A 19592-nucleotide genomic window follows, 5' to 3' on the forward strand; every position below is an offset into this window, starting at 1 on the left:
TAACCGCAAAGCCCTTTTCTTTTAAGATGGCCATGATTTTATCGCGATAATCGCCTTGAATCACTATTTTATCATCTTTAAAACTCCCACCAACACTGAGTTTGGTTTTGAGTTCCTTTGCTAAAATTTTGAAATCTTCAGTAGCTCCCGTATAGCCTTCTAAAATGGTCATCGGTTTTCCTTTTCGTTTTTCATACTTGCAAATAATAGGTTCGTCTTGCAACCAGATATTTGAACTTTCAACTTCAGGAGTTTCTTCAGGGATATGTTCTGGGAATAAATTTTTGAGCTGGTCTTTTAAATCCATTTTTTTCGCAGTCTTCAGTTTTCAGTCTGCAGTCTTCAGAATGAGTTGCATGACTGCCAACTGCCAACTGAAGACTGCCAACTGAATCCTATTTCTTAATCAATCCTAATTCCAATAAGCGTTCATGTAAAAATTCACCAGCTGTAATATCTTCATATAACTTAGGATGGTCTTCATCAATACAGCTTTCTAAAACATTCAGTTTCATTTCACTGACTGGATGCATGAAAAATGGAATAGAATAACGTGAGGTTCCCCATAATTCTTTCGGCGGGTTGACCACGCGATGGATGGTAGATTTTAACTTATTATTGGTGTGACGCGATAACATATCGCCAACATTGATCATCAATTCCTCAGGCTCTGCAATAGCGTCAATCCATTCACCTTTATGATTTTGCACTTGCAAACCACGTCCTTGAGCGCCCATTAAAAGCGTAATCAAATTGATATCGCCATGTGCTGCGGCACGAACGGCCTCTTTAGGTTCGTCTTTAATTGGGGGATAATGGATAGGTCTTAAAATAGAATTGCCATTATGGATATAATTATCAAAATATGTTTCTTCTAAATTTAAATGCAAAGCCAAAGCTCTTAACACATATTTTGCGGTTTTTTCAAGCATGGCATAAGCTTCTTTACCCACAGCATTAAACTTTGGTAATTCAGAAACCATCACATTTTCAGGATATTCTTTAGCGCGAACAGGATCATCTTCAACATACTGACCAAAGTGCCAGAACTCTTTTAAATCGCCTTGCTTTTGACCTTTCGCACTCTCTTTCCCAAAGGATACATAGCCACGTTGGCCGCCAATACCAGGGATTTCATATTTCTGCTTGGTTTCTAAAGGTAATGAGAAAAAATTCTTTACTTCACTATAAAGATCATCTACTAATTTTTCATCTAAAAAATGGCCTTTAAGAGCCACAAAGCCAATTTCCTCATAGGCTTTACCAATTTCATCAATAAATTTCTGCTTTCTTACTGGATCACCAGAAACAAAATCCTGAAGATTTACACTCGGTATCACATTCATCTTTATACGTACGTTTTTATTGTTAACTGTCTTTATTACAAAAGTAGCGAAAATAGTGATGATTGTAATTGCTTTATTACGCTAAAAAAAATACGGTTTTGCTCCAATCTCTCTAATTTTATCTACATTTGAGTTTTAAATTTAAAACCTTATGTTGACATCTACCAAGAGCCCTATTCAATACGACAAAAAAAACCTTGACGACAGGACCCTTCTTCAGCTTTATAAAAACATGTTAAAGCCGCGATTGATTGAAGAAAAAATGCTCATTCTTTTGCGTCAGGGCAAAGTTTCCAAGTGGTTTTCTGGGATCGGCCAGGAAGCTATTTCGGTGGGTGTTACCATGGCTTTGCAAAACAATGAATACATCCTACCAATGCACCGAAATTTAGGTGTTTTTACCACTCGGGACATTCCGTTAAGTAGGTTATTCAGTCAGTGGCAAGGAAAAGCAAATGGCTTTACAAAAGGTCGCGATCGATCTTTCCATTTTGGTACTCAAGATTATCATATTGTAGGCATGATTTCACATTTAGGTCCGCAATTGGGGGTCGCTGATGGAATTGCACTAGCAAGCAAACTTCAAAACAAAGGTCAGGTCACCGCAGTTTTTACAGGAGAAGGTGGAACTAGTGAAGGCGATTTCCACGAGGCATTAAACGTTGCAGCGGTTTGGCAATTACCGGTTATTTTTTGCATTGAAAATAACGGTTATGGCTTATCAACACCTACGCATGAGCAATATTACTGTAAAGACTTAGCCGATAGAGGCAAGGGCTATGGTATAGATTCTTTTATTTTGGACGGTAATAACATTCTGGAGGTTTATGAAAAAGTACTAAAGCTGGCAGAAAGTATGCGTAAACGTCCACGTCCAATTTTAATCGAGTTCAAAACATTTAGAATGCGCGGTCACGAAGAAGCCAGCGGCACTAAATACGTTCCGAATGAATTAATGGCCGAATGGGAAGTGAAAGACCCGATCAATAACTATAGAAATTATCTGCTCAAACTAGGCGTATTAACTGCAGCCAAAGATGAGGAATTACATCAAACCATAAAGACTGAAATTGATGAAGCTTTACAAACGGCAGGAGCAGAGGAAGCGATAGTTGCCAATGAAAGCACTGAGTTAAATGATGTATATAAACCTTTTCAATACCAACATTTTGAGTCAAAGTCAAAACCAGAAGAAATCCGTTTCATTGACGCCATTTCTCAAGGATTAAGACAAAGTATGCAACGTCACAAAGACCTCGTTATTATGGGTCAGGACATCGCCGAATATGGAGGTGTTTTTAAAATTACCGAAGGCTTTGTAGAAGAATTTGGAAACCAACGTGTGCGCAATACGCCTATTTGTGAATCGGCCATTGTTGAAACAGGCATGGGCTTATCTATTGCAGGCATGAAAGCTGTAGTTGAGATGCAGTTTGCCGATTTTGCAAGTTCAGGTTTTAATCCGATTGTCAATTATTTAGCAAAATCCTATTACCGTTGGAATCAAAAGGCCGACGTCGTCATCCGAATGCCTTGTGGCGCCGGAGTTGCAGCGGGACCTTTCCACTCGCAGACCAATGAAGCGTGGTTTACAAAAACGCCAGGGTTAAAAGTGGTCTATCCTGCATTTCCTTATGATGCAAAAGGGTTGCTGGCAACTGCCATCAATGATCCAAATCCGGTAATGTATTTCGAGCATAAAGCGTTGTATAGAAGCATACGTCAGGAAGTGCCATCTGATTATTTTACGATTCCTTTCGGAGAAGCATCGCTTTTAAAAGAAGGTAAAGCGGTTAGCATCATAACTTATGGTGCCGGAGTGCACTGGGCCTTAGAGATTTTAGCAAAAAACGAAGATATCGATGCCGATCTTATCGATTTAAGAACCTTGCAACCCTTAGATACTGAAGCTATTTATAAATCGGTTCAGAAAACAGGTCGTGCAATCATTTTGCAAGAAGACTCCATGTTTGGCGGCATTGGCAGTGATTTGAGCGCCTTAATCATGGAAAACTGTTTTGAATATTTGGATGCACCTGTAAAACGTGTGGCAAGTATGGAAACACCAATTCCATTTATCAATCAGTTGGAAGATCAGTATTTGGCGAAAGGGAAATTTGAAGCGGCTTTAAGAGAAGTTTTGGAGTATTGATCCTTAGTTAGAAACAACCTTACGAAAGACCAATTCATAAATAATTTTTTTTTGAATGCTACTGTTAGTGGAAAACACCAACAGTAGCATTATTTTTTTTATGAACTAAAGCTAAACTCCTATTTAAAAACTCCTTTATCCTGACCTTTATCAATATTATTCTTAACTTAGAGAGATAAACCTTCATTTTAAAAACAGAACATTATGAGCGATTACAAAATATATTCAGGAACCTCTCAAATCAGAGCCATGGAAATCAAAAACATCCTAGAAAGCGAAGGCATTGAATATTATGAATTGAATAAATTAGATTCTTCCTATACAGGCATCCTTGGCGAATTGCAACTCTATGTTTCGGAGGCTGATTCCGAAAAAGCACAACAATTAATGGAAAGCATCGAAGATGAATAAAAATGTTTACTATAAATAGAAAAAGTCCGCATATCGCGGACTTTTTTAATACCAATCATTACGAAATTTAACTCGCCATTTTCTTAGCTACCTCTTGAACATTATCTAAAACACGCAACAAATTGCCGCTCCAAAGCTTTCCAATTTGCTCTTCGGTATAACCGCGTTTCACAAGCTCTAAGGTCACATTAAAAGTTTCGGAAGCATCATTCCAACCTTCAATACCACCGCCGCCGTCAAAATCACTGCTGATCCCCACATGGTCAATTCCTATTTTGTTGACCATATAATCAATATGATCTACAAAATCCGCCACGTTCACTTGTCCTGGAGCATCTTTAATAGTCTTTAATTTGGCGTCAACAATAGGGCTAACCTTTTTTATCACATCAGAATAAGCTTTACGTTCCGTTTCGTTTAACTTTTGACGGTCATTCCAATCCAAGAAAGCAACATTCATGGAATCCATAACAGTTAAGGTAACCTCTTTTTTAAAATCTCCGTATTTTTTGCTCTTCTCAGTGTTTAAATACGCGGGAAATGCAACTGCCTGCGCAACACCGCCGCTTTTCTTGATCCATTCTAACTGTTCATCATCCAAGTTTCTACTGTGATCGCACAAAGCTCTTGCTGATGAATGCGAAGCAATTAGTGGCGCTTCCGATATTTCCATCATATCACGCATCGCTTCTTTACTAGGATGTGACACATCAACCATCATTCCCAAACGATTCATTTCTTTGATGACTTTTTTGCCCAATTCACTCAATCCATTATGCAACCAGATAGAATCTCCTTCACCTGTGTTACTGTCACTCAATTGGCTATGGCCATTGTGAGCTAAGGACATATAACGTCCGCCCAAATTATAGAACTTTTCAACGTTGGAAATATCCTTTCCAACAGGGTATCCATTTTCAATACCAATCATGGCCACTTTTTTCCCTGATTTAACAATACGTCGTACATCATCTGAAGTAAGTGCTAATTCAATTTGATCTGGTGCGATTTTTTCGACCAATTTGTGGATGGCAGTAAATTTATTCATCGCCTCTTGATAAGCTTTCTTAAAACCTGCATCAGTCAACTCTTCCTGTCCTGTATAAGCAATAAACCAAGCCACATCCAAGCCACCTGCATTCATTTTTGGCAAGGTTACCTGAGATCCTAAATCCTGAGTGTAGTTGACCGCATCTGTGAAGTTTTCTACATCAATATCACAATGTGTGTCCAACGTGATCACACGCTCATGAATGCCTCGTGCTCGCTCTATGAGCGCTATCGAATCTTGTTTTGGATCGTTTTCTGTCATTGGTTTTTTGTCGTTTTTACAGCTCATAAAAAGCGCTAGTAAACTTAGGGAAAGCATAGTTTTATTCATTATAAGGTATAGTTTTAGTTTGGACAAGTTACAAAAATGAATTAATGTTGCTTTAAATTGTATATTTATTTTATGCATTCACATTTTTTAATCGCGCTCTTGCTGTTGACGAGCTGTAAAGAAGAACCGAAAGAGGACTCTGATTTTTTTTGGGATTCCGTTACGGTCACGGCAAGCGCCTATAACTCAACACCGCGGCAAACTAGTGCCAATCCGCAAATCACTGCTTTTGGCGATACCTTAAAACCAGGCATGAGATATATTGCCGTGTCTCGCGACTTATTACGAAAAGGACTTAAATACAACACGCCCGTGGTCATTGAAGGTTTTGAGGGCTATTTTTTGGTCAAGGACAAAATGCATAGGAAATGGAAGAATCATATTGATATTTATATGGGCATTGATGTGGATTCAGCAAAACAATGGGGCAGAAGAAAGGTCTGTATTGATTATAGATTGCCTGAAGAGGCCTATGATTATTAAAACACGAAGCGACCTCGATTAGACGGCTTCGTGTCTCAATAGTTTTACTTTATTTGAGCTTCCGAAGGAACAAAAGGATAAGCTTCCTTGATTTCTTTGATTTCAATCGCATTTAATTGGTCTGGCGATTTTCCAAAAACGGCAGAAACATAAACTTCTCTAAGTTCATAGTAAGCTTTAGAAAGCTCATGCTGAACGGCCATAATGGTGGCCTAACAGGTAAAAATATAAGATGTGTTTAACACTTTTTAACTGTCAAGCCGTTAGTTCTAAGTAGATTAAAATGTCAAAACGGCATATTTGACGTAAAAAATGTCATAAATGCCGGCACTTTCCACTTTGGTATTTATTTTGAAATGTATCCATCGAAATAATAGTCTAACTTAAAAATTTGATACACAATGAGTACATTAGCAACCATGCCAAATAACGGCAACGACGTTTCAACAAAAAGAAACACTTCTACATTACCAGGTTTATCATCTTGGGTTGATAATTTGTTTGAAAGCGGAATGGGAACAGGATTCTTATCTAATTTCAACACTGGCATGACACTTCCAGCGGTAAACATTAAAGAAAATTCGGATGAATTCTATTTAGAAATCGCTGTCCCTGGAATGAAGAAATCAGATTTTAATATTGATTTAGATAATAAAATCCTTTCCATTTCTTCAGAAACAAAAGAGGAACATGAAGAAAAAAAAGATAATTACACCCGACGTGAATTTGGTTATTCTTCATTCAAGAGAACCTTTACCTTACCAGACACTATTGAAGCTGATAAAATCAAAGCAGAATATAAAGATGGTATTTTAACGGTTCATTTACCAAAAAGAGAAGAGGCTAAGGAAAAACCTGCAAAACGTATTAGCGTTTCTTAAGAAAGAAGAAACCGAAAAGTCAAAAAGAGAAACCTGAACAGTTTCTCTTTTTTTTATTAGTATGAAACATGCATGAAATTAATTTAAGTATCAGAAAATCATCATATAAAACAGTGGGGCTATTAATTTTTATCAACAATAGCCAACATTAACTTTTATAAAACCTTAACTTTGGGAAAATTTTTTTGACGAGCCCTTTTTATGACAGAAATAGTAGAGCAATTTAGCAATCCAAAAGCCAAAAAGGATCTTTATGATTATCAGCTAGCTGATCTCAATAAGATTTTTGAGGTGATTGACACCGCTCCGGATAATTTTAATTTACTGTACCAACTTCCGACAGGAGGAGGGAAGACGGTGATATTTTCTGAGATTGTCCGACGCTATATTAAAAAACATAATAAGAAAGTAGTTATTCTTACCCATAGGATAGAGCTGTGCAAACAAACCTCAAAAATGTTGACGAGTTTTGATGTGCATAACAAAATCATCAACAGCCATGTCAAGGAACTTCCAGACCAAGATCAATATCAATGTTTTGTGGCCATGGTGGAGACCTTAAACAACCGTCTCAATGATAAAAAATTACGGTTGGAGGATATCGGCTTGGTTATTATTGATGAGGCCCATTACAATTCGTTCCGAAAGCTTTTTAAATTCTTTGAAAACTGTTTTATACTCGGCGTTACGGCAACCCCGTTAAGTTCGAACATCAAATTGCCGATGAAGGACAATTACCAGAAACTTATTGTGGGTGATGACATTTCGACCTTGATAAAAAATGGGTTTTTGGCTGAAGCAGACTTGTACAACTTTGATGTGGAATTAAACACGTTGAAGATTGGGATCAATGGCGATTATACCGTTAAATCATCAGAAACGCTCTACACAAATTCTTATATGTTAGGCAAGCTTGTATTTGCTTATGAAGAGATGTGCAAAGGCAAAAAAACTTTGATTTTTAATAACGGAATTAACACCTCGAAAGAAGTTTATTACGCCTTCCAGCGCGCAGGTTATAACGTCAAGCATTTGGACAATACGTGCACCAAGCAGGAGCGAAAGGATATTTTGAAATGGTTTAAAAACACCCCTGATGGTATCTTGACCTCTGTAAGTATTTTAACCACAGGATTTGATGAACCAACAGTGGAATCGGTTATTTTAAATCGTGCCACACGTTCGTTGACCCTGTATTTTCAAATGATAGGAAGAGGTTCACGTATTTTAAAAGACAAGAAATCATTCTTGGTTTTGGATTTAGGGAATAACGCGGTTCGTTTTGGTCCGTGGAATCAATCGGTAGATTGGCAACACATTTTTAAATACCCAGACCTTTATCTTGAGAACATCCGAAATGACGAAGATATTGAGCGCGATTTTGTTTATGTGATGCCAAATTCAACTAGGGAACGATTCGGTAAATCTGATAGTGTCGATTTTGATATGAAAGCAGAATACGAAAAAGCAATTTTAGAAGGCAGAAAATCAATTACAGCCATTGAGCGCTCTATTGAACAGCATTCTCAAATGTGCATAACCAACGCTGAAACTATTTTTGAAGCCAGGGATTTGACTAAATTCCTGCACGACGATATTTCATACAGAATCAAACAGTATTCTTATTGTATGATGAACAGTACTCAGAATTACAAAGATTGGCTCATGGAAGAGTATATAAGAAAACTCCGCATAAGTTTTAATGGCAAGTTTTAACGTTTCCTTTAAAATTATAGTCAGAATTAATTGGTAGTTTCGCTAATAGGTATGGTTCTTGATTCTCAGAATCCAAATCAGTTTTAAGCTTATGAAATTTTTCAAATATAAACTTTTAGGCGTTTTTTTTCTTGTGACTATGTTTAAGGTAGAGGCGCAGGAAATCCCGATTAGGAGCATTCCGATTCCTGCCGTTGAAAAGAAAGACGAAAAGAAAGAGCCCGCACCTACGCCTGTCAAAATCGAGCCTGTAAGCAAAGAAGAGCAACCTACTACTGAAAGTCCCATCACATTTAAAAAAAAGAACACTGAGTTTTCAATGTTTGACGATAGCACCTTACGTGACCCTGGAGAAATCTTTGATCAAAAATGGAACAAGAAAGCTGTGGAGCAAGGTTTTAAGATGCCAACCATGGAGGACCAGTTTTTGGGCAACTTCGCAATCACAGGACTTAAAGCCAATATCAGATGTAGAGACCACGAATATCCAGATGGCGACCGCGTTCGGGTTTTTGTCAATGGCGTCGTTTTTATAGTCGATTTATTATTGACAGGAAATTTCAAGAGTTTTGCTGTGCCTTTGGTGGAGGGGATCAATAAGATAGAATTTGTCGCGCTCAACCAAGGCGAATCTGGCCCCAATACAGCGGAGTTTGAAGTGTATGACGATAATGGCATCCTTGTTTCTTCAAAAAAATGGAATCTTTTAACGGGTGTTACGGCAAGTATTATTCTTATTAAGGATAAGTGATTTACTAAAATAAGGGGAAGAAAGGTCCTTTAGCAATCACATGATAATTCCATTCATTGGCGGCACTCTGTATTTCGCTCACCTTCACAACGCGATCGGTATGGACGGTAAACTCTAAAGGGAAAGTATCTGCAAAAATCACTTTTACCACACCTTGAACTTTTAAAATTGCAGCTTCCAATTTTGTTTTTTCAGAGGCTTCATTTACATCGGTTGTAAATGTTTTACCGTGATTGCCAGGGATTATATTATCAGTGATATAGGTCATAGTATGAAGTGATTTTAATAAGGTTATTAATATAAATTTAGATAATTAATTGCACTTCACCTAATTGAAATATTCTAAATATTATGTTTTGATACCTGACGATGTTAACTTCTTAATTTAAAGTTTTTTGTAGCGTCTATATAAATAAATTGCCTCTTTAGGCTGAACAATCAATAAGCTGTCAGAAAACATGTTGTGATTATTAACGAAAACACCCTATAATTGCAAGAATAGTAGTTTGGTAGACAATATTTGAAATCTATCTCTTATATTTGTAAGATGGATATGAAATTAATGACTAAATTCTTAAATTCATAAACCCTATTTTAAGTACTTCCTTAGGCTTTGGACATTTACAATTCTAAAAAATTGAATATTCAAAGAATTTTTAGTATTTTCAATATTAACCTTTAAAACATATTTAAAAAAAAGAATGGCTAAGTCGCAACAGACCTTTAACAAAATTGAAAAAGAAAAAGCACGTGCTAAGAAACGTGACGAAAAGAAAAAGAAAAAAGAAGCCCGTAGAGCGGAAGGTGGAACCGATGGGATCCAGTTTGCTTACGTAGATGCTTACGGTAATTTAACAGATACCCCACAGGATCCTGCAGATAGAATCATTGTAGATGCTGAAGACATTGTTTTAGGTGTTCCTAAGAAAGAAGAAGGTGAAGAAGAAGATCCTGTAAGACAGGGTAAAGTTTCTTTTTATGACAATTCTAAAGGCTTCGGGTTTATTATTGATATCGAAAACAATGAAAAATACTTTTGTCATGTGAGCGGACTCTTAGATGATATCGCTGAAAACGACAAAGTGACTTTTGAGTTGGAACGTGGTATGAAAGGTATGAACGCGGTGAAAGTAAAGCGCGTTTAATCTACATTTAATTCCTCAACCTTAATAACTTCTCCAGGTTGCATTTTGTTCAAATAAATGTGACCTACACGAACACGCACCAATCTCAAGGTAGGAAAACCAACGGCAGACGTCATTTTACGTACTTGTCTAAACTTTCCTTCATTTATTGTAATGGAAATCCATGAGGTTGGTCCATGACGTGGATCTCTAATACTTTTTGAGCGTTCTGAAAACTCAGGAAGTTGCTCCAATTTAAAGACCTTACAAGCTTGGGTGTCATATTTGATGCCCTCAAAACCTATGGTTACACCTTCTTGAAGTTGAGCTAGTGCAGCTGCGGTAATGTCGCCATCCACCTGTGCATAATATTCTTTTTCAATAGCACTACTACAAATGGTATTGCTTAAAAATCCATCTGTAGTCAACAATATAAGTCCTTCTGAATTTTTGTCCAAACGGCCAATAGGCATAACACCTTCTGGAAATTCAAAAAGCTCACCTAAGAACTTTTTATTGCGTTCATGCCTGGCATTACTCATAAATTGACTAAGGTATCCAAAAGGTTTATTGAGCAGAAAATGTACGTGTGTCAATGGTTTAGATGTCTCCATTTAAAATGCTGTAAACCAATTCTTTGCTCATTTTTTTTCCTTCAGATTTTCTTCGCACATCATCAAAAGTAAATCGAAAGTCGCAGCCTTCTTTAAAATGGCTGCAACCATAAGCGGTTTTTCCTTTTATGACGGTTCCTTTCTTGCATTTTGGACAAGTCAAGCTGTCTGGAACTACTTTTTTAGCCGATTTTTTTGGCTCCAATACCAATTGGAAGTTGTCATCAAACCTCACCAGGCCTTCAACTTCTCCAACCTCAGTTTTAAATCCTTTAAGATTGACGGTGGAGCCTTTTTGCAGCAGTCGGATAAATTGTTTTTCCGAAATGGTTTTATCACTAAATTTAAAAGGCAAAACGAAACGACAGCCATTTTTAAAATCGCTACAGCCATAAGCGGATTTACCTTTAATCAAGTGTCCTTTTTTACACTTCGGACAGATTTCTGAGGTTATTCCTTCCTTTTTCTTGATTTCTTTTTTAATGATGGCCTTTTCTTCTGTTTTTTCATGGGAGATATTGGCGCGCTGGGTTTCACTGCGTACTTCATAAACCAAAGCATCCACCATTCTTTTCATATTGGCGATGAACTGGGCGGCGCTATAGGTGCCTTTCTCAATATCTTTCAATTGCTTTTCCCACATTCCGGTCAATTCGGCCGACTTCAATAACTCATTTTGAATGGTATCAATCAGTTGAATGCCTATTTGCGTTGGTAGAACTTGCTTTTTATTACGCTCAATATATTTACGTTTAAATAAAGTCTCGATAATATTGGCGCGTGTTGAAGGTCGGCCAATCCCATTTTCTTTCATCAGTTCGCGCATCTCATCATCATCTACCTGTTTGCCGGCAGTTTCCATCGCACGTAGGAGGGAAGCTTCTGTAAATTGATTGGGCGGTTTGGTCTGCTTTTCTAAAAATGAAGGTTCGTGTGGTCCTTTTTCACCCTTAATAAACGATGGCAGTAAATTTTCTTTTGCACCACTATGCCCTGTGGAAGTTTCAAATACTACACGCCAGCCTTTACTTAAAACCTCTTTTCCGGTCGCTTTAAAGTTTACATCGGCAGCTTTTCCAATCACTGTGGTATTGGATACCGTAGAATCCTCATAAAACACAGCTATAAAACGTCTGGTTATGATGTCATAAACCTGCTGCTGATTGTATTGCAAACTGCTTTCAACACCTGTAGGAATTATAGCGTGATGGTCCGTGACCTTTTTGTCATTAAAGACCTTAGGCGATTTTTTAATCTTTTTGCCTAAAAGTGGCGCGGTTAAAGGCGCATATTTTGACAGGTTTTGTAAAATTCCGGATACTTTCGGGTAAATGTCGTTAGGTAGAAAAGTGGTGTCCACTCTTGGATAGGTCACAACTTTTTGTTCATATAATTTCTGAACAATCTTGAGAGTTTCATCTGCTGAAAATCCAAATTTCGTATTGCAGTAAACCTGAAGTCCAGTTAAATCAAATAACTTTGGAGCGTAATCTTTTCCTTTTTTCTTGGTAATGGAGACGATCTCAAATTCGTGCTCTTTAACTTTATTGGCCAAGACCTCGCCATCTTCCATCTTGGTAAAACGGCCTTCCTCATAACTGAACAAGGTGTCTCGATACAATGTTTGCAATTCCCAATAGGGTTGGGGAACGAAATTTTCAATCTCCTTAAATCGGTTGACCACCATGGCCAAAGTTGGCGTTTGTACGCGCCCTACCGACAATACCTGTTTATAGCCACCATGTTTTAGGGTGTATAAACGTGTGGCATTCATTCCTAAAAGCCAATCTCCAATAGCGCGAGAAAAGCCCGCATAAAAGAGATTGTCATACTGTTCTGACGGTTTTAAGTTGTCAAAACCTTCTTTTATCGCTTCTGCGGTCAAGGAAGAAATCCATAAACGCTGCACTTTTCCTTTATAATTGGCCTGAGATAAAACCCAGCGCTGAATCAGTTCCCCTTCTTGACCAGCATCCCCGCAATTGATGACGACATCAGCTTTATCAAATAATCTTTTAACGATATTAAATTGCTTTTGAATACCAGCATTGTCTACCACTTTCGTTTGGAACTTTTCCGGAAGCATGGGCAGATTATTCAAATCCCAACTTTTCCAGTGTGGTTTATAATCGTTGGGCTCCATCAGCGTGCACAGATGCCCAAAAGTGTAGGTCACTGCATAGCCATTGCCTTCATAGTAACCATCATGTTTACTATTAGCTCCTAAAATAATAGCAATCTCGCGTGCTACACTGGGTTTTTCGGCAATACAGACTTTCAAAATTCGGGATTTGTTTTTTAAAATTTGAGTTTGCAAAGTAAAACTTTTTTGAGGACATAACGTAAGGATTATGATGAAACACTTAGGATAAACGCATTGAACATCTTACGACATGAACCTGCTACTCGTTGAGACGGGATACGCTGATTTAAACAGATATTTATTGATTTTTTAACACGAATTTACACGGATTGAGATGTGCTATTACACAGAGATCCCAGAGATTTCACTGAGTTTCACAGAGAATAATTGATTTTACAAAGCATAGATTAACAACTCACAACTTTGCGCCTTCGCGGCTCTACGAGAGAATTTTTAATTTCTTAATACTTAAATCTCAATACTTATTACTACAAATACATTACCACCACACCACAAAGAATTTGCGCAGCACCTCATTGTCCTTTAGCCAACACAAGGGTGCCATTTCATTATTGAGCCAAGTTGTCACTTCAGAGTTAAACTCTTCAAAATTCAACCAGATGACGTCCTTATCAACGGCCATCAGCCAATTGATTTTTTCTGGGATATAAAATTGTTCTGTTTTGAATTGGTGGAGATCCTCTTTCTTAATGTAGAATCCGTGGACACATTCAGGATTCAAGGAGAAAAATACTTTCTTTTGATAGTTGAGCGGCAAAAACAATTGTGCCTTGAACAATACTTGCTGTTTAATTTCCTCGAGATTGAGTTCTAAATCTTTAAGTAGGGATTGAGTTTTAGGATGATAGAGGAGCGGCAATTGCTTGTTTTTCAGTTTGTCCAATTTCTGAAGTAAACTGTCCTTTCTATTCGGACCGATCCAATGCGACAATTCGTCATTGCCTTCATTGGGATCATACAAATAAAATTTAAAAATGATTTCCAAATGAACGGGACCATTTTGAGTCATTAAAAGTGCGTCCAATTCGCCAATAGTTCTTTTATGATCTTGTATCTGTACATTTTCGGCCAAAATTTCCCAAGACATATCCTCGACCAATTGATGGAATACAAAACGCTCTACCAACTTTCCCAAACGGAGGTGTTCGGTCAATTTTTTTGTAAAGGGTTGCGGTATTGAACTCTCTAAAAAACACTGTTGTAGGTCATAAACTTGAGCTCCATGCCACAATAAAGAGCTGTTTAAATAGCCTTCAAAATTCCGTTGTAAATTTTCTGTATCCATAAATTTCTATGGCAAATTACAAATATCTTTTAAACTTATAATTGCAAGACCACGCTAATACTCATATCTTTGCACTTCTTATTAAGATATAACCCGCTTTAGCACTACAATAGAATGTCTGTAAAAACAGTTTCAGAAAACTTAGAACGTCAAACAGGAAAAGATTTATATAACTATCAAAAGAAAGCCATTGACAAGGTATTTAAGGCTTTTGATGAAGCTCCTGATGATTATCATTTACTTTATCAGCTGCCAACAGGTGGTGGAAAAACGGTTATTTTCTCTGAAATCGTGAGACAGTATTTAAAGAATCACGATAAAAAAGTAGTCATCTTAACCCACCGTATTGAATTGTTGAAACAAACGTCCAAGATGTTGACGGAATTCAGCGTATCGAACAAAGTGATAGACAGTAAGGCGAATTTGGACGATCAGGAAGACTACAGCTGCTTTGTGGCGATGGTGGAAACCTTGAACAACCGTCTGCAAGAGGACATGTTGGATATTTCAAATGTCGGTTTGCTGATTATTGATGAGGCGCATTACAACTCGTTTACCAAGCTTTTCAAATATTTTGAAAACTCTTTTATCCTAGGTGTTACTGCAACTCCATTGAGTTCCAACAAGGATTTGCCAATGAAGGATAATTATAATGAACTCATTACGGGCGAAACTATTGAGTCACTTGTTGAAAATAAATTCCTTTCCTCGGCTGAAACCTATCAATATAATGTAGGTTTGACATCCTTGGAAGTCGGTTCCAACGGCGATTATACCGTGAAATCCTCTGAAGATTTATATACCAATACAGACATGCTTAGAAAAGTGGTATATGCTTATGAGCAACATTCACTGGGCAAGAAAACCTTGATTTTCAACAATGGTATCAACACGTCTTTGCATATCTATGATACTTTTAAAAGAGCGGGATATACGATTGCGCATTTGGACAATACCGCGACTAAAAAAGAGCGTAAAGCCATTTTAAAATGGTTTAAGGAAACGCCGAGCGCCATTTTAACTTCCGTAAGTATTTTGACCACTGGATTTGATGAACCTTCCGTAGATACCATCATTCTTAACAGAGCGACTAAATCTCTAGCCCTGTATTACCAAATGGTAGGGCGTGGATCTCGTATCTATAAGGATAAGGAAGTGTTTAAAATCATCGATTTAGGTAATAATATGCATCGTTTTGGTCCTTGGGGTGCTGATATTGACTGGCAGAAAATATTTGGTTCGCCAAATTATTATTTAGACAGCATTATCAATGACGATGACATTGAAGCCAATTTCAGATATGAAATGCCCGATGCGATCCGCCAGGAATTCGCTAATTCTGAAGAAGTCTATTTTGACATGAAACAGGCATATATCGATTCGGTCAATAAAGGCGATTCGTCTAAAGTGCTTTTAGAACAATCCATTGCGCACCACACTAAAATATGTGTTGAAAACAGCGAAGACGTTTACGATGCCTTGGGGTTGATGAAACTATTGGAAGATGATATCAACCACCGATTGGAACGCTACACACAATGTATTAGCAAGAGTACCTTCAATTTTGTAAAATGGCTACATGATGATTACCGTATGAAATTACGTGCTTACATCAGAGAAAACTTTGATGCTGTTTTTGAGGAAATTCATGGCCATCCGCCATTAGATTAAGTTTAAACGAATCTAATTTCGACTTTTCTAAGTAACACGTTGATTCACGGACAAATACGGAGGTTGGCGATTTTAAAGAACTAAGGCTCAATGCCTACCAGCTTTACAGTATATATTTTCACGATCCTTAGAGAAAATACCATAGCATAAAAAAAGACCTTATCTGTTAATCATGATAAGGTCTTTTTCGTTTGATGTCTGTTTTGATTTTGATTATGATTTTCCAGATTTAAAGTTTTTCAGATTTCTAAATTTGAAATTAAACGATGTCAGGAATAAATATTCCAAATGATTCTATTCAACAATTATTAGATAGCATTGGAGTCTAAGAATTTAACTTTTTAGTTAGGAGCTTAAATTGAAAACGACATTGCAATACAAAAGTTTCGGCACGAATGAGTCAATAAATCATTAGCTATCTTAATATGGTATAATAGTTCGCAAACTGATGGCGATAATTAAAACTAGAAGATACAATGTGAAAAAGTTTTTTTAAACTAATTTATAAGCTCAAATAATAGCAGTAAAACACACTGCAGTCATATTAATAATAAGACTGTATTGGTATCAATCGATTGTTTTTAGGCAGGCTGGCTAATTTTTAGATAAGAACCTGCTAAAATTTTGTCAGCCCCTAAGACAGCTTCTTGAGGCGTTAGGCTCAATCGAGCTACATTGTCATCACTTATTGATAAGCAATTTAATACGTCTACTTTATTTTAGTCGCCGTACCTTTCTCAATATGCTTTTGCTGGCTACCATGCTGAATGGCCAAGCTGTATTCAAAGGTATAAGAGTCCTTAGATGTGGATAAGATCTTCATATGAATCGCTTTTTCTTCACTCATATTTTTCGGATTGATATGCTTCATGATAAATTCGCAATCGTTTATCCAACGGATTGAAGCTGTATCGATCTTATTTTCATAATAATCAATGTTGGTGCTATCAGTTCTCACAAAGCGCCCTATTTTTTCAACGCCATCGGTGGTGTATTTAAACTCAAACGTACCTGTTCTAAAATCTTTACATTCGCGTTCTTTATTATAACAACTTGTCAAAAGGAGTAAGCATATAAAAGCTAAAGGTAATTTCATGTTCATTGGGTTTAGATGCAAAACTAACTAAAAGAAATTCATTCCGTAACGAAAACCCTTAAAGTTAATGAGCCCATTTAATTGATAAAATTAATTAGCCTTTCACAAATTCCTTAAAAGTACCATCCTTATAAAAGATAACAATCTTATCAATGCTCTTGTCTGCACTTTCTGACTTTAGATTAGCTGTTGGACCCGGAGTTTCTGAATTTCGTTTTATTTCCACATTAGATTCTTGAGGCTGGGAGGGAAATTTACCTTTTCCATTCAATAGCCAATAGAGTTCAACTTCGGGATAGTTGGCTAAAATTTTCAAGACAAAATCTAGGCTTGGCTTATTTCGACCAGATAAAATATGCGAAATACTTGAGCGCTGAACACCAATTTTATCAGAGAAGGAAGAAGCTGTTTCGGCGTAGTAATCGATGACTTTTTGTAGTCGCTTTGCAAAATCATCAGTGTTTATCATTGTAAACTCATGTTTCGGAATTAAGAGTGTTACAAATGTAATAAATAGAATCCTTTTATTGCTATAGGATAGTAAATATTGTTAAGCTGACTTAAATTTTAACTTTATATAAATACACACAATACACTGATTATAATTTGTTTGCATGTTTATTTAAAACGCGATCACCTTCATTGCTTTGAAGGCATGGTTTGACTTCATCTTCATAAGTCATCTGTATAGTTTTGTAAACAAAAGCGATGAGTTTTCTTGTTTACAAATGTAAATAATCAATTGTTTACATTTGTAGCACAATTAATTCATATGACTAAAGCATACATAAATATTGATTTTGAACACTTCCAAGAGCCAGCGCTTTTTGGCCGTTATATTAATGCCGATCACATAAAAAACCTTCTTGAAAAACACAATAAATATTTTGAAGTGACGGTTATTGGAAAGTCGGTTTTAAATGAAAACATTCATTTTATAAAAATCGGATCTGGTGAAAAAAGAATTTTAATGTGGTCTCAAATGCACGGAAACGAAAGCACAACCACCAAAGCAATATTTGATTTATTGAATGTTTTGGCTGACTCAAAAAACGAAACCGTTAAAAAGCTTTTGGATAAATGTACTATTGGCATTATTCCAATGTTGAGTCCGGATGGATCAAGATCTTACACCCGTCTAAATGCAAACGGAGTGGACTTAAATAGGGATGCGCAAAATTTGACGCAGCCAGAAAGCAGAGTGCTTAGAGAGTGTTTTGAGAATTTTAAACCGGATTTCTGTTTTAATCTTCATGGCCAGCGTACTATTTTTAGCGCTGGCGCATTTGATAAGCCTGCAACTGTTTCCTTTTTAGCGCCAGCTCAAGATGAGATTTGTTCGATTACGGAAACCCGTAAAAAAGCAATGGACGTTATTGTTAAGATGAATGAGCACTTGCAAAAACAAATCCCTGGTCAAGTGGGGGTATATGATGACGCATTCAATATTAATTGTGTTGGGGATACCTTTCAGGTGCTAAACGCTCCAACCATTTTGTTTGAAGCTGGACACTATCCTGGCGACTACGCTCGCGATAAGGTAAGAGGCTTGATATTCCAATCGCTATGGATTGCGGTGATCGAGATTGCTTTTAACACCATAGAGGGGATAAATGAGACTGAGTACTTGAAAATCCCGCAAAACGAAAAGCTGTTTTACGACATTATTATTCGAAACGCGAAGCTGAAAAGGGGTGTGGGCTATGAGATTTTAGATGTTGCAATTCAATACGAGGAGAAACTTGATCGAAATCAGGTCACTTTTATTCCTAAAATCGAAAAAATTTCAGATTTGGATCTCTTTTTTGGTCACAAAGAAATTGATGCCCATGAGCAATTGGTATTTAATGATGTTAATGTGAAGTTAAAAGAGGGGCTCGCAATCGATTTCGTGTTTGTGAATACTGAAAAACACTCGCTATTAGTATAAAATATCTAGGTTTCGGTGTATTATCTTCAATAAATTTCTATTATTTTTGTAAAAAATTTAATAATTCACAAAAATGGGAAAGTTCAAGTTAGATGAAATTGATCATCAGATTTTAGACATGTTAATTGATAATACACGGGTTCCGTTTACGGATATAGCTAAAAAATTAGTGATTTCGGCAGGAACGGTTCATGTTCGTGTCAAAAAAATGGAAGAGGCAGGTATTATCCAGGGCTCATCCTTAACCTTAGATTATAAAAAACTTGGTTATTCATTTATTGCTTACGTTGGGATTTTCTTGAATAATACTTCGCAAACAAAATTTGTTTTAGAGCGTATTAATGAAATTCCATTTGTTACGGTAGCGCATATTACTACAGGAAAATTTAATATTTTCTGTAAAGTAAGGGCTAAAAACACTTCACATGCCAAGGATATTATTTTTATGTTAGATGATATCGAAGGTATTTACAGAACAGAAACTATGATTTCATTAGAGGAGAGCATAAATGATAAAAAGCGCTTAATGCATTCGATTTTTAACGAGATGTAATGTTTTAGGACTTTTGATAACTATGCACCCTATT

Annotated in this window: 20 protein-coding genes; 10 read left to right on the plus strand and 10 right to left on the minus strand. The window is 36.8% G+C overall.

The window, feature by feature from the left end; genetic code table 11:
• Together ABIQ28_RS09195 and ABIQ28_RS09200 are read right to left on the minus strand one after the other, a co-directional pair.
• On the minus strand, positions 1–307 hold a 307-nt coding region (locus ABIQ28_RS09195; RefSeq protein WP_348036592.1), incomplete at its 3' end, for a translation initiation factor.
• Between the two features lie 88 nt (positions 308–395).
• The gene (locus tag ABIQ28_RS09200) at positions 396–1346 is read right to left on the minus strand and encodes a 2-oxoglutarate and iron-dependent oxygenase domain-containing protein (RefSeq protein ID WP_348036593.1); all 951 of its coding nucleotides are present in this window, start codon (positions 1344–1346) and stop codon (positions 396–398) included.
• A 151-nt stretch (positions 1347–1497) separates the two neighbouring features.
• Here ABIQ28_RS09200 and ABIQ28_RS09205 point away from each other — a divergent pair, with 151 nt between their 5' ends.
• Together ABIQ28_RS09205 and ABIQ28_RS09210 are read left to right on the plus strand one after the other, a co-directional pair.
• On the plus strand, positions 1498–3498 hold the full coding sequence (locus ABIQ28_RS09205) for a dehydrogenase E1 component subunit alpha/beta (protein ID WP_348036594.1): 2001 nt from the start codon (positions 1498–1500) through the stop codon (positions 3496–3498).
• 204 nt (positions 3499–3702) lie between these two features.
• A complete protein-coding gene (locus ABIQ28_RS09210) occupies positions 3703–3909 on the plus strand; it encodes a DUF2007 domain-containing protein (RefSeq protein ID WP_348036595.1) in 207 nt (68 codons plus the stop codon).
• Positions 3910–3976: 67 nt separating this feature from the next.
• Here the strand turns inward: ABIQ28_RS09210 and ABIQ28_RS09215 are convergent, their stop codons facing one another.
• The gene (locus ABIQ28_RS09215) at positions 3977–5290 is read right to left on the minus strand and encodes a dipeptidase (RefSeq protein ID WP_348036596.1); all 1314 of its coding nucleotides are present in this window, start codon (positions 5288–5290) and stop codon (positions 3977–3979) included.
• Between the two features lie 72 nt (positions 5291–5362).
• Here ABIQ28_RS09215 and ABIQ28_RS09220 point away from each other — a divergent pair, with 72 nt between their 5' ends.
• On the plus strand, positions 5363–5773 hold the full coding sequence (locus ABIQ28_RS09220) for a hypothetical protein (protein WP_348036597.1): 411 nt from the start codon (positions 5363–5365) through the stop codon (positions 5771–5773).
• A gap of 44 nt (positions 5774–5817) precedes the next feature.
• On the opposite strand, the gene ABIQ28_RS09225 is transcribed toward ABIQ28_RS09220, so the two are convergent.
• Positions 5818–5976, minus strand: a complete 159-nt coding sequence (locus ABIQ28_RS09225) for a hypothetical protein (protein ID WP_348036598.1) — start codon at positions 5974–5976, stop codon at positions 5818–5820.
• Positions 5977–6174: 198 nt separating this feature from the next.
• On the opposite strand from ABIQ28_RS09225, the gene ABIQ28_RS09230 reads away from it, so the two are divergent.
• From ABIQ28_RS09230 to ABIQ28_RS09240, 3 genes are all read left to right on the plus strand, one after another.
• Positions 6175–6654, plus strand: a complete 480-nt coding sequence (locus ABIQ28_RS09230) for an Hsp20/alpha crystallin family protein (RefSeq protein WP_348036599.1) — start codon at positions 6175–6177, stop codon at positions 6652–6654.
• 201 nt (positions 6655–6855) lie between these two features.
• Positions 6856–8370: a DEAD/DEAH box helicase family protein gene (locus ABIQ28_RS09235; protein ID WP_348036600.1), complete on the plus strand. Its 1515-nt coding sequence runs from the start codon at positions 6856–6858 to the stop codon at positions 8368–8370.
• 91 nt (positions 8371–8461) lie between these two features.
• The gene (locus ABIQ28_RS09240) at positions 8462–9121 is read left to right on the plus strand and encodes a hypothetical protein (RefSeq protein ID WP_348036601.1); all 660 of its coding nucleotides are present in this window, start codon (positions 8462–8464) and stop codon (positions 9119–9121) included.
• 4 nt (positions 9122–9125) lie between these two features.
• Here the strand turns inward: ABIQ28_RS09240 and ABIQ28_RS09245 are convergent, their stop codons facing one another.
• Positions 9126–9389, minus strand: coding sequence for a heavy-metal-associated domain-containing protein (locus ABIQ28_RS09245; RefSeq protein WP_348036602.1), 264 nt, complete (start codon positions 9387–9389; stop codon positions 9126–9128).
• Positions 9390–9822: 433 nt separating this feature from the next.
• Here ABIQ28_RS09245 and ABIQ28_RS09250 point away from each other — a divergent pair, with 433 nt between their 5' ends.
• Entirely contained in the window at positions 9823–10266 is a 444-nt protein-coding gene (locus tag ABIQ28_RS09250; protein WP_348036603.1) for a cold shock domain-containing protein, read from the plus strand.
• Here ABIQ28_RS09250 and ABIQ28_RS09255 read toward each other — a convergent pair.
• From ABIQ28_RS09255 to ABIQ28_RS09265, 3 genes are all read right to left on the minus strand, one after another.
• Complete coding sequence (locus tag ABIQ28_RS09255; protein WP_348036604.1) at positions 10263–10859, minus strand: pseudouridine synthase; 597 nt, start codon at positions 10857–10859, stop codon at positions 10263–10265. The two genes, ABIQ28_RS09250 and ABIQ28_RS09255, sit on opposite strands and share 4 nt — an antisense overlap.
• Positions 10846–13140, minus strand: a complete 2295-nt coding sequence (locus ABIQ28_RS09260) for a DNA topoisomerase 3 (protein WP_348036632.1) — start codon at positions 13138–13140, stop codon at positions 10846–10848. The genes ABIQ28_RS09255 and ABIQ28_RS09260 overlap by 14 nt, the downstream gene beginning before the upstream one ends.
• Before the next feature lie 361 nt (positions 13141–13501).
• Complete coding sequence (locus tag ABIQ28_RS09265; protein ID WP_348036605.1) at positions 13502–14308, minus strand: DUF1853 family protein; 807 nt, start codon at positions 14306–14308, stop codon at positions 13502–13504.
• A 114-nt stretch (positions 14309–14422) separates the two neighbouring features.
• On the opposite strand from ABIQ28_RS09265, the gene ABIQ28_RS09270 reads away from it, so the two are divergent.
• Entirely contained in the window at positions 14423–15979 is a 1557-nt protein-coding gene (locus ABIQ28_RS09270) for a DEAD/DEAH box helicase (RefSeq protein WP_348036606.1), read from the plus strand.
• A gap of 709 nt (positions 15980–16688) precedes the next feature.
• Here ABIQ28_RS09270 and ABIQ28_RS09275 read toward each other — a convergent pair.
• Together ABIQ28_RS09275 and ABIQ28_RS09280 are read right to left on the minus strand one after the other, a co-directional pair.
• Positions 16689–17075: a hypothetical protein gene (locus ABIQ28_RS09275; protein WP_348036607.1), complete on the minus strand. Its 387-nt coding sequence runs from the start codon at positions 17073–17075 to the stop codon at positions 16689–16691.
• 94 nt (positions 17076–17169) lie between these two features.
• Positions 17170–17544, minus strand: coding sequence for a helix-turn-helix domain-containing protein (locus ABIQ28_RS09280; RefSeq protein WP_348036608.1), 375 nt, complete (start codon positions 17542–17544; stop codon positions 17170–17172).
• A 303-nt stretch (positions 17545–17847) separates the two neighbouring features.
• On the opposite strand from ABIQ28_RS09280, the gene ABIQ28_RS09285 reads away from it, so the two are divergent.
• Positions 17848–19005, plus strand: a complete 1158-nt coding sequence (locus ABIQ28_RS09285; RefSeq protein ID WP_348036609.1) for a M14 metallopeptidase family protein — start codon at positions 17848–17850, stop codon at positions 19003–19005.
• Between the two features lie 73 nt (positions 19006–19078).
• Entirely contained in the window at positions 19079–19558 is a 480-nt protein-coding gene (locus ABIQ28_RS09290) for a winged helix-turn-helix transcriptional regulator (RefSeq protein ID WP_348036610.1), read from the plus strand.
• The last annotated feature ends 34 nt before the right edge of the window (positions 19559–19592 follow it).

The organism is Gelidibacter sp., from assembly GCF_039916245.1.
In the GTDB taxonomy this organism is placed as follows: Bacteria; Bacteroidota; Bacteroidia; order Flavobacteriales; family Flavobacteriaceae; genus Gelidibacter.

Excerpts from the sequence above, each read along its gene's own strand:
- ABIQ28_RS09200 (WP_348036593.1), bottom strand. The coding sequence starts at position 1,346 with ATGAATGTGATACCGAGTGTAAATCTTCAGGATTTTGTTTCTGGTGAT.
- ABIQ28_RS09205 (WP_348036594.1), top strand. The coding sequence starts at position 1,498 with ATGTTGACATCTACCAAGAGCCCTATTCAATACGACAAAAAAAACCTT.
- ABIQ28_RS09210 (WP_348036595.1), top strand. The coding sequence starts at position 3,703 with ATGAGCGATTACAAAATATATTCAGGAACCTCTCAAATCAGAGCCATG.
- ABIQ28_RS09215 (WP_348036596.1), bottom strand. The coding sequence starts at position 5,290 with ATGAATAAAACTATGCTTTCCCTAAGTTTACTAGCGCTTTTTATGAGC.
- ABIQ28_RS09220 (WP_348036597.1), top strand. The coding sequence starts at position 5,363 with ATGCATTCACATTTTTTAATCGCGCTCTTGCTGTTGACGAGCTGTAAA.
- ABIQ28_RS09225 (WP_348036598.1), bottom strand. The coding sequence starts at position 5,976 with ATGGCCGTTCAGCATGAGCTTTCTAAAGCTTACTATGAACTTAGAGAA.
- ABIQ28_RS09230 (WP_348036599.1), top strand. The coding sequence starts at position 6,175 with ATGAGTACATTAGCAACCATGCCAAATAACGGCAACGACGTTTCAACA.
- ABIQ28_RS09235 (WP_348036600.1), top strand. The coding sequence starts at position 6,856 with ATGACAGAAATAGTAGAGCAATTTAGCAATCCAAAAGCCAAAAAGGAT.
- ABIQ28_RS09240 (WP_348036601.1), top strand. The coding sequence starts at position 8,462 with ATGAAATTTTTCAAATATAAACTTTTAGGCGTTTTTTTTCTTGTGACT.
- ABIQ28_RS09245 (WP_348036602.1), bottom strand. The coding sequence starts at position 9,389 with ATGACCTATATCACTGATAATATAATCCCTGGCAATCACGGTAAAACA.
- ABIQ28_RS09250 (WP_348036603.1), top strand. The coding sequence starts at position 9,823 with ATGGCTAAGTCGCAACAGACCTTTAACAAAATTGAAAAAGAAAAAGCA.
- ABIQ28_RS09255 (WP_348036604.1), bottom strand. The coding sequence starts at position 10,859 with ATGGAGACATCTAAACCATTGACACACGTACATTTTCTGCTCAATAAA.
- ABIQ28_RS09265 (WP_348036605.1), bottom strand. The coding sequence starts at position 14,308 with ATGGATACAGAAAATTTACAACGGAATTTTGAAGGCTATTTAAACAGC.
- ABIQ28_RS09270 (WP_348036606.1), top strand. The coding sequence starts at position 14,423 with ATGTCTGTAAAAACAGTTTCAGAAAACTTAGAACGTCAAACAGGAAAA.
- ABIQ28_RS09275 (WP_348036607.1), bottom strand. The coding sequence starts at position 17,075 with ATGAAATTACCTTTAGCTTTTATATGCTTACTCCTTTTGACAAGTTGT.
- ABIQ28_RS09280 (WP_348036608.1), bottom strand. The coding sequence starts at position 17,544 with ATGATAAACACTGATGATTTTGCAAAGCGACTACAAAAAGTCATCGAT.
- ABIQ28_RS09285 (WP_348036609.1), top strand. The coding sequence starts at position 17,848 with ATGACTAAAGCATACATAAATATTGATTTTGAACACTTCCAAGAGCCA.
- ABIQ28_RS09290 (WP_348036610.1), top strand. The coding sequence starts at position 19,079 with ATGGGAAAGTTCAAGTTAGATGAAATTGATCATCAGATTTTAGACATG.